Origin of the sequence: Streptomyces sp. S.PB5 (assembly GCF_030403745.1) — a bacterium.
Lineage (GTDB): Bacteria > Actinomycetota > Actinomycetes > Streptomycetales > Streptomycetaceae > Streptomyces.
Window position 1 is genome coordinate 1 of sequence record NZ_JAQMWP010000055.1, and the last position, 2,706, is coordinate 2,706.

General features: G+C 66.3%; 2 protein-coding genes, 1 tRNA gene and 1 pseudogene. All 4 read right to left on the minus strand.

Annotated elements, in window-relative coordinates:
• A partial coding sequence (locus PH203_RS49505) for a helix-turn-helix transcriptional regulator (protein WP_289929526.1) occupies positions 1-836 on the minus strand: 836 nt, incomplete at its 3' end.
• Between the two features lie 657 nt (positions 837-1,493).
• A tRNA-OTHER gene (locus tag PH203_RS49510) sits at positions 1,494-1,591 on the minus strand.
• Between the two features lie 150 nt (positions 1,592-1,741).
• Positions 1,742-2,323 carry an HD domain-containing protein gene (locus PH203_RS49515; protein WP_289929528.1) on the minus strand — a complete coding sequence of 194 codons (582 nt, stop codon included), beginning with the start codon at positions 2,321-2,323 and terminating at the stop codon, positions 1,742-1,744.
• Positions 2,324-2,336: 13 nt separating this feature from the next.
• A pseudogene (locus PH203_RS49520) lies at positions 2,337-2,706 on the minus strand (transcriptional regulator); the annotation flags it as partial.

Genomic DNA, 2,706 nt, shown 5'->3' on the forward strand with positions numbered 1-2,706 from the left:
TCGGAGAGTTCCAGGTGGTTGGTCTCGCCGATCCAGTAGGCCCAGTAGTTGAGGTTTGCTGCTTCACCGGCGTCGTCGGCCAGCGCGACGTCGATGAAGTGGCTCATGCGGTCCTGGTCTCCTTGGCGGGCGGCGACAGCCGCCACGGAGCGGGCATTGAGCCAGTCGGTGAGCCAGTTGGTCGGCCGCTCGGCTTTCTGCTGGTGGGCGAGCCATACCGCAGTGTCTGTCTGGTGGTCGTAGCCGGCCAGGTACAAAGCCTGGCGGCGGAGCAGGAACTGCTGCTCGCTGCGGGCCTGTTCGGCAGTGCGGCGCATCTGTGTGAAGAATCGCCTGCGGTCGGCGGCCGAGAGCTCGGGCGCTGTCGGTACGGGACCGCGTCGTGGTCGTGGGGGCGAGGGAAGTGCCCGGATCGGTTGTGGTGCCACGCCGTTGAAGGGCCATGCCAGGACCTCGACGAGGTCGCGTTGCAACACCCAGGCGCCCAACGGACTTGCCTCCATGGAGGTTTCCTCGCCCAGAGCGCTGTGCAGGAGCACATCGGCTTCCATGGCCCGCTCAAGAGCCTGCAGCAGCAGTGGAGCGGCGCCGAGCTGCATCAGCAGGTGGCGATGCACCAGCATCTGCCCGACTGGTACGGCAGTCAGAGGGCGTCTTCCCGATTCCCAGCCCGCGATGCTGTCGGGCGAGACGTGGAGTTGTTCGGCGAGGGCTTCCTGAGTGAGCGCCAACTGCTCGCGCACGATTCTGAAGACGTAGCCGGAGATGGTCCCGCCGCGGGGTTTGGGGGACGAACCCCTACTGCCGGTCAGGGACGGCTTTGAACGCGACGCCATGGACCCCCCATTTCTGTTCGGCGGGATGCTCCTACCTGTACTGGCAGTCACTTCGAGCCGCGGTTACAGCTGCGTACCGTCCAAGTAGTCACCCGGAAACCGAGCGTAATGAGGACGGTGTAGGCGTGAACCCCGATGCGCAGATGAGAACCCGCTTGGATGACGCAGCCGTGAGTGAGGTGATCGCCCACTGGCTGCTGCTGGCACACCCGATGCCCGCCCGGGCTCGACTGGAGTGGGCAGAGAGTCGAATGGCGCTCTTGCCTCTGGGCGTTCTGTACTCCGCCGTCAGAATCCCTGCGCAACTTGTGCATGCTGCAGCCCGCTGCAGCAAACCGGCGGATGTGGATGCCTTCCTTGACGAGGCTCTCAACGGAGGGCCCGTCATTTCTGATCCGCGAGGACAGCGGTACTACGCGCTGGTCCCCAAGAGCGTGCCCGTGACATGGAAGGACGCGGCTGAGGACTGGCGTCCCCTGGGTGTGGACTGCCTGGGGCGCGGCACATACCTGGGCGTGCCGAGAATGGACGTCGTGGAGTTCGAGCCGCAGACCCACGCCTCGTATTGGGCGGTGTCCATGCCGTCGGCCGGCGAGCTGTGCGTGCCGCTCAGCGTTGCGCGGCTGATCGCGGTAGGGAAAAGCGCGCTTGAGGAGGAAGCCGTGGCGGGAATTGAACCCACGTACCTCCCCGCGAGCGGAGCTCGCTGATGGATGCAGTGCAGGCGAGTCCCTAAGCCACTCGGGCACACGGCCGGGTCGGTTCGGAGGTGTTGGCTCCGTGCCGAGCTCGGTGAATCGACCGTAGGGCGGCGGGCGGGAGGGGCTCAAGGGGATCGCGGGGACTGCAATGGGATTGCCATACGCCGTTCATGAAACGGGCTTTTGGGCGGGCTCGGCTGCGGCTCAGCTGGGCTGTTCGCCCAGGACCGTGCGGAGCCAGTCCAGTGGGTCCATGTCCAGCAGCTGGTCGGCGAGTTCGATGGCCGTCTTCGTAGTGAGGCGGGCGCGGCTGTTGTCGATCCAGCGTTGGGCGAGTTCGTAGCCCTGGGACTTGTACTCGATGCCCTGGAGCATGCACTCCAGCTTGTCCGCGTCGCTGGCGCAGATCGCCTCGGGGGACTCTCGGTCCTCGTACTCCGCGATCAGGTCGCGCACGGTGGAGGCGAGGGCTTCGGGCATGCCGGTCACCTGGTCGCCGGTGACGGCCTGGGGGTCGGCCTTGCCGGCGTATTTCTTGGCGAGGTGGTTGACGTCGCCCGTGCGGGACTCCTGGGAGTCGTGCCAGACCGCCAGGAACGCGGCGCGTGCGGGATCGGCGCCCTCCAGCTTGGCGATGATCGACGCGATCAGCGAGGTGCGCCAGGCGTGTTCCGCCACGCTCTCGGGGTCCCGCACGCCAGCCATCCACCAGCCGGTGCGCCTGGACTGCTTGAGCGTCCCCGCTTCGTACAGGAAGCGTGCCACCTGGGCCAGTTCGTCTGCCACGCTCGGACTCCTCTCACGCCTCGGCGAGGCGGATCGCGTACCTGATGCTCTCAAGCTCGCGGCGAGCGCGAGTGGTCAGCTCTCGGTCATCCAACATCACCGGCAGCCGTTCGCGAAGACTGCGCGTGGCTGTTCCGCGCTGCAGCAGGTGTGGGCGTACTGAGAGGAGGGACCACAGTGAGTGGATGGTGAGGTCCACGAACCCGTGTTGCGGTGACAGGCCCTGGACCAGGTGGGTAAGCAGTTTGTCACCTGGCCAAGGGCCGGGTGTGCGTGCGGCGATGAAGTCGTCGGAGAGTTCCAGGTGGTTGGTCTCGCCGATCCAGTAGGCCCAGTAGTTGAGGTTTGCTGCTTCACCGGCGTCGTCGGCCAGCGCGACGTCG